This window comes from Oleiphilus sp. HI0123 (assembly GCF_001635315.1).
In genome coordinates, this window is the sequence record NZ_LWGE01001050.1 from 1 (window position 1) to 6,561 (window position 6,561).

At 44.0% G+C, this 6,561-nt stretch carries 8 protein-coding genes; 2 read left to right on the forward strand and 6 right to left on the reverse strand.

Annotated elements, in window-relative coordinates; genetic code table 11:
- Positions 1–90: 90 nt before the first annotated feature.
- On the forward strand, positions 91–1,155 hold the full coding sequence (locus A3761_RS09420; RefSeq protein ID WP_255374933.1) for an HD-GYP domain-containing protein: 1,065 nt from the start codon (positions 91–93) through the stop codon (positions 1,153–1,155).
- A 26-nt stretch (positions 1,156–1,181) separates the two neighbouring features.
- Here the strand turns inward: A3761_RS09420 and A3761_RS09425 are convergent, their stop codons facing one another.
- The 6 genes from A3761_RS09425 to A3761_RS09450 form a co-directional block, all read right to left on the reverse strand.
- The gene (locus A3761_RS09425) at positions 1,182–1,493 is read right to left on the reverse strand and encodes a TraR/DksA C4-type zinc finger protein (protein WP_068552572.1); all 312 of its coding nucleotides are present in this window, start codon (positions 1,491–1,493) and stop codon (positions 1,182–1,184) included.
- A gap of 74 nt (positions 1,494–1,567) precedes the next feature.
- The gene (locus A3761_RS09430) at positions 1,568–2,113 is read right to left on the reverse strand and encodes a redoxin domain-containing protein (protein ID WP_068552570.1); all 546 of its coding nucleotides are present in this window, start codon (positions 2,111–2,113) and stop codon (positions 1,568–1,570) included.
- The gene (locus tag A3761_RS09435; protein WP_068566509.1) at positions 2,100–2,936 is read right to left on the reverse strand and encodes a hypothetical protein; all 837 of its coding nucleotides are present in this window, start codon (positions 2,934–2,936) and stop codon (positions 2,100–2,102) included. Before A3761_RS09435 ends, A3761_RS09430 begins: the two co-directional genes overlap by 14 nt.
- 149 nt (positions 2,937–3,085) lie before the next feature.
- Entirely contained in the window at positions 3,086–3,982 is an 897-nt protein-coding gene (locus A3761_RS09440) for a hypothetical protein (RefSeq protein WP_068512058.1), read from the reverse strand.
- A 150-nt stretch (positions 3,983–4,132) separates the two neighbouring features.
- Complete coding sequence (locus A3761_RS09445; RefSeq protein ID WP_068552565.1) at positions 4,133–4,663, reverse strand: response regulator transcription factor; 531 nt, start codon at positions 4,661–4,663, stop codon at positions 4,133–4,135.
- Positions 4,660–5,994, reverse strand: a complete 1,335-nt coding sequence (locus A3761_RS09450; protein ID WP_068552563.1) for an ATP-binding protein — start codon at positions 5,992–5,994, stop codon at positions 4,660–4,662. The genes A3761_RS09445 and A3761_RS09450 overlap by 4 nt, the downstream gene beginning before the upstream one ends.
- 218 nt (positions 5,995–6,212) lie before the next feature.
- Between A3761_RS09450 and A3761_RS09455 the strand changes: the two genes are divergently transcribed.
- The coding region (locus A3761_RS09455; protein WP_304439606.1) for a 7TM-DISM domain-containing protein at positions 6,213–6,561 on the forward strand (349 nt) is incomplete at its 3' end.

A 6,561-nucleotide genomic window follows, 5' to 3' on the forward strand; every position in this document is an offset into this window, starting at 1 on the left:
TCTTAATAGTGATTGGATTCCTCATTCCAACTTTAAGAAGAAGGGGAAAATCAAGAAAGATCTAACTGTTGAAAAGATAAAAAACTAGGCATTAAAGAAGTCTATATCGATACTTTTCTAGGTGAGGATTTAAAGGATGCGCCGACCCTTGCCGAGATTGACAAAGAAAATGAAAAGAAACTAGCAGCGGCAGGTGAACTGAGCTCGTTAAACAAGCCGCGTTTAGGTTTGGGCGAGGAAATGCTGGCGGCTCAAAAGGTTCATGAAGAAGCAGTTGAACTCATGGGCGGTATTCTCACGGACGTTAAGACTGGTCAGGCGCTTCCTATAGACGCTATTGATAATCTTGCGGAAGATATGCTGGACTCTTTGTTCAGAAATCACAATGCCTTGGCTTGCCTTGGCTGTATTCGCGAGAAAGATAGTTACTTGATGGAGCACTCCGTAAACCTGAGTGTTCTGATGTCTATTTTTGGTAAATCGATGCAACTGGATCGTTCGGTTCTTCATCAAACCATTTCAGGTGCATTGTTGCATGATATCGGGAAAATCATGGTGCCAGACGAAATATTGCATAAGCCTGGTAAATTAACCGATGATGAATTTTCGCAAATGAAACATCACGTTACCCTAGGTCGCGAGCATTTGCTGGGTATCGAAGGTATTTCCCCTTTGACTATTCAAGTCGTTTCTGAACATCACGAGCGAATGGATGGTACCGGTTACCCTTCGGGTCTATGTGGTCATGAAATCTCAACCTTCGGGCGAATGGCTGCGATTGTTGACGTTTATGATGCGATTACAGCCGACCGCTGTTATCACAAGGGTATGACGCCGACAATGGCGATTAAGCGTTTACTGGAGTGGAGCGATCATCATTTGGACCGCTCTTTGGTAAATCACTTCATTCGTTGTATCGGAATTTATCCAGTTGGTTCTTTGGTCTTACTAGAGAGTGGCCGACTGGGCGCGGTTGTAGAAGTGAACGAGTTTGATCAGCGCTCGCCAAAGGTGAGGGTGATGTATCACACCAAGTTTAAATGCTTTATCAAGACCGAATTAATTGATTTAGCGAAACCGACGGTTCAGGATGCAATTGTCAAAGCCGTTGACCCCGACCTATTCAGGATCAACGTTAAAGATTTTTTAAGCTAGTCTAGTACACTTTCTTGGGAGCTGCGCTAAACGGCGCAGTTCGTACATAGTGCAGCAAAAGGCAGGGCGTCCAAACGCTCATTGCTGATATCTTCGTGACACTTCTCACAAGCGCCATATAAGTCTCGTTCCATTTTTAGCAGGGCATGATCTATTTGCTCTAGCTCTTCTTCGGCTTCACTTTTCAGGTTTAGTAGTACATCATCATTTTGTCTGTCTACGACTTGGTCCGAGAACTTACTGCTGGTTTTCCGGTTGTGAAGGTCTTTATCAATTTTCTCGATACGAAGACTTAATTCTTCTTTTAAAGCAACTAGCTTTTCTTTGCGGTCTGTCATGATTCTTCCTCACCTAAAATGGGTACGTATTACCTACATTTTAGGTTAGAACCGCAGAATAGCATTGATATGAATCAAGGTTGGCTTGCTAATTCCAAGGCCTCTGTCAGTTTAGCGTGTTTGAAGCCTTCATTCATAAGAATGAGGCCGTCTGAATTGATCACAACCGTAACGCCCATATCTCCCTTGAACTGCTCAGTTAAGTTATGAGCAGTATCTGCTACCACTGTTTCAGAGCGATAACCGCTAGAGATCTGATTCGCCCGGGCTTGTTCAGTCGATCCTGAGACATAATCAATACTAATAAAATGAATGTTCGGATAGTTTGGCTTGATTGACTCGCGAATACTCGACATATGGCTATCACAAAGCGGACACCACATGGTGAAATAGAGTACAACCGCATCATAAGCGGTTAATTCATCACTTAAAGTCAGCACATTGTCTTCAGTGTCAAGAATGCTGAAGTCACTAGCAACCTGGTTGACCTGGTTACCGATACTACCCGCTTGCACACTTTCGCGTTTATCTTCACTGGAAGGGTTTAAATCTTCGTTACAAGCAGATAATAATAGCCCAAGGAAAAGCATGCTAATTAAACGAAATCTAACGTAGAACATAGCTCACTCCCAAACTTAAAATATCTGTTGCAGCAAAGTCTTCACCACTGAGCGCATGATTCCACGAGAGCTTGTAGATCCAATCCATAGCGACTGTTGAATAGGCAATACTTAATCCCAGCGACTGCTTTTGAAAACCAGGAAGGGAGCTGTCTTTATTCCCATCAATTTCACCGACCTTTTCGCGTAAATCATTATAGGATGTGGTCACAGTAAGCGTGTCCATTGAGTCTAAAAAATGCGTATAACCAAAAGCCAGGCTTGTTGACAGGCGCTTACCTAATTGCAGATCATAGGGGTCGATAAAGCCGCTAGAGTCTTCGTTAACAGGACGTTCAATATATTTTCCATAGGACATGTTCAAGGTCATATTCCAGGGATAAATAGTCTTGTCGACAAGCAGATTAGCATCCAGGCGGTAGACGCCCCGGCCCGTGATATCGAAGCTGTTATCAATTTCACCAGAGTATGCAGATTTACCCGTCGGCAGGGTTAAGGTGCTGCCCAGGTATACTGCTGGAATCAGGCTTCGCCAGTTGGTGACTTTCCAGACACATTTAATATCGTCAAAGGTCTCGTACCATAGCCCTATGGTCGTATCACCAATGTTGTCGACTTTAGACTCTGTTCCAGTGTAGGTATTGTCATTCCATACATAGGGAATTTGGAGGCTTGCCTGCCAGCGGTTGGCAAGCCGATAAGCGATACCAAGACTACTTCGGTACTGGTTTAAGTCAGAGCCAACAGGGTCATCCTGATGCTTTCCTTCAGAGTTCCAGTAGCCCTTATAGTTCTCGTGCGAGAATGATGTATCAAACATCATGCGCGCACCTTTTGGCAGAATTAAAGAAGAGGCTGACCCGCCGCCACAACAGGATGCAGCCCAAAGATTCAGTGGCACAAGGAGCTGTGTACTGAGAAAAAACAGAAAGGCTTTATTCTTCATGCAAATAGATATCTTTCTAAAGATATTTACATCCCCATCATCGTGTTAGATGGCGTCACGACGAACTCTGCTTCATCATATTCACCATCAGGAATGTTGCCATCGTCGGTTTTTTGTTCACCGTTAACCGATAGGCGTACATAGATAGAGCCGGCTTCTCCGTCAGTAAGGCCCGTCAGGCCTTCAGCGGTCCAAATACCTTCTCCCTCATTGGATGCTGTGACCCAGCTGTCACCATCACTTGGGTCTGTTGACATTGCTACGGTGATGCTAGAGATCGTAAGCTCATAGTCGGAGTCTGCATTGAGTATTTGCCCAGCGCTAATTGCCGGAAAGCTCATCATGCTTTCCTTGGTAGTGATAAAAACACTGAAGTCATGACCGCTATCTCCATCTGATAGGCCATCATTGAATAGAATGTAGGTGCGTTTTTCTTCTCCGCCCATCATATTTGCAATAGTATCAGTTTGGCTCTTTAGATTAGCGCGGGCTGTCTCTCCCATTGCCATCATTACATCTGGCTGAAAGGTAACGCTTTCATCATAAGGTAAACCTATATCAAGGTACCAAGTACCCATCTCAGGGCCTGATGCCATGAGGTAGTAGATTGTCGCGTTATAGATTCCTGCTTCGTCACTTTCGGTGAAAGAGCCATAAGGCGTGCTATGGTTATGTGTAGACATTTCCATTAGTGGGCTTAAGGTAGGAGAAAGCCCTTCCATAGGGGTGCCATCCAAATCGGTAATTTCGATTTTTAGGTTGGATTTACCAACTTGAGCCATCTCGGATAAATAGGTAACTTTAAAGCTTTCTGAAAGCTCATAATCATTTTTTTGTGAATTGTTGCTATCACTACACGCACTCATTAAACAAGCACTTGCAACTAAACTCAAACTAAATGCGAGGGTCTTAACTGCTTTCATCTATGCACTCCTTGATGCGCAAAATCATTAATTGCGTGAAATTTTACGCTGAAGTAAGGGTGCAAAGGAGTGACAAATTGTCGCACCTACTTTGGGGTATAGTTTGGGTTTAGTTCAAGTTCAGATATGTTTTGGCTTTATGTTAATGACTTATTTTGATGAAGGGCGTTTCTGTAGCTTGCGTTGCAAAGTCCGTCGATGCATTCCCAGAGCATTAGCTGTTGCAGAGATATTGCCATCATGCTCATTAAGCACGCGTTGGATATGTTCCCACTCCAGGCGTCCCACTGATGGCGGGCTAGTATCTAGGGGAATATCTGGGTTTGCGTCCTCTTCCTGTAGGGCTTTGATAATGACATCGGTGGTCACAGGTTTGCATAGGTAATTCACTGAACCCAGCTTCATCGCTTCAACCGTTGTGCTAATGCTGGAATAACCTGTCAGAATCAGTGCCTTGGTTTGAGGTGAGTGTTCTTTTAGAATCGACAGAAACTGCAAACCACTTTCCTGATCGATCTTTAGGTCAACCACAGCAAAATTTATGCTCGTATCCGTTAATATGCCTTTGGCTTCTTCAATACTGTTTGCGGCGAAGCTATTGTAGCCTCGTCGTTTAAATGACCGGGCAAGTGTCGTAGAAAAGGTTTGGTCGTCATCTAGGATAAGGATACTCTTAGTCATTTTATTTTCTGCTCTTCGGCTGGGTGTGAGCTTACAAGTGACAGGGAAATATGAATGCGAGTGCCCGACTTATCTGCTCTTTCAACGCTTATTTTTCCATGATGTCTATTAATCGTGGCATGAGATAAAAATAAACCAATGCCCATACCATGCTCTTTGTCAGACTCTAATGGTTGCTCAGCGGCACTAAGAATACGGGAAACTTTGTTTTCATCACTGTTGCCATAATCACTGATGGTGAGTCTGAGCTTGTCCGGTTCAACATCTGCCTCGAAGCAGACTCTTTCGGGCGAAGCATCGGCAGCATTATTCAGGATATTCAGAATGGCCATCCTTAAAGATGGATCTGAGGAAATATTTGGCGATGGTGACTCGTCGAATTGTGCGCTGTTCCAGTTTTTCTCAAGCCTGACGCTAGGCCGTAAGAGTCTAAATTCATTCACTAGCTGGGTGAGAAAGTAGTGGACAGATTCATCTTGCTGACTGAGGAGAGCCTGGTGCCGAAGGTCATCTAACACGTTTTTACATATCGCTATTTGAGACGCCAGGAGTGTAAGGTCTTCGTCGAAATCCTGGGTCAGGCTATCTGCTTGAAGGTCGTCAACGAGCACGGCCATCGTCGATAGTGGTGTACTGATATGATGAGCAGCAGACGCGGCTTGTGTTGCAATACCCAATAATTGCTCGTCGCGCAGTAACTGTTCTCTTTGTTCGTTGATCTTATGTTGTCGAGACTTTAACTCTTGTCTCATTCTAATGAGGAAGAAGCAGATTAAGGCCGCGCTCACTGCAAAATTGAACCACATGCCAATGAGATGAAGGGAAAAGGCAGTTTGGCTTGCATCAATTTGGTGGTGCATATGATGGGCATGCTCATTCGCAACAGAAGTCTCTGATACCGAAAGGTCGACTAAGTATAAAGAGCCATAGCAACTTACGGTGAGTAAGGCCATAAACCAGGTGAAATTACTATTTAAGGTTGCTGCACTAATGGTTAACGGGAAGAGTAAAAGTGACACAAAAGGGTTGGCGGAGCCGCCGGTTACATGAAACAGAAGGCTCATGAATAGTACATCTGACACTAATTGAAGTCGGACATAGTTTTCGGTAATGATACGGGCGCTTTTAAGCTGAGCGAAGGTGAACATGGCTGAAAAAGCAAATAGGCTTAAAATAAACTCCGCCAGGATGAAGTTAAATTTTAAGTTCAGATATAGATGGTCAACGAGTAAAAAAAGTTGAGCCAGTCCCCACAAGGCCAGGCGAGCGCTAGCTATCAGGCGAACGTTTTCGCGCAGTGGTGTTTTGCTTCCTTTAGAGGAAAAAATCATAGTCGTCGTTTACTGAAAAACTGGATTGAATTTGCTAATTATTAGAACAAGCTCTTAGAAAACATGCCAGACGTTTTCATGAAAGTTTTTAAGCCTTGTCTATACTTAGCTAAGTACTCATCACAGAAAAAGACAATTACCCCTTGAAACAATTACAAATAAAAAATGGACTTTGGATCTTTCTAGCGCTGTGTGTCTGCCTGTATTCCGTGTCGGCTATGGCGGAGGAGCATTACACCAATGGCATACCATTGTCTGGAGACCATCTTGAGTTCTTTGTCGATCCGACACATGGCTTGACGATAGATGATGTGCATGGCTACAACCTCTGGGACTGGCGCTCGAACGAGCAGGAAGTGCCATCATTTGGTTTTTCGCATGATACCTACTGGTTCCGCTTTGTGGTGCCAGGGAATGACCACGCCTGGTTGTTGGAAATCAATTATGCTTTGCTAGATGAAATCGAGTTTTATCGGGTTAAAGGAGGTGAAGTCGTTGAATTTGTCCGTACAGGTGATCACTTTGTTTTCTCTGAGCGTCCTATTCAACATCGAGCATTTCTATTTC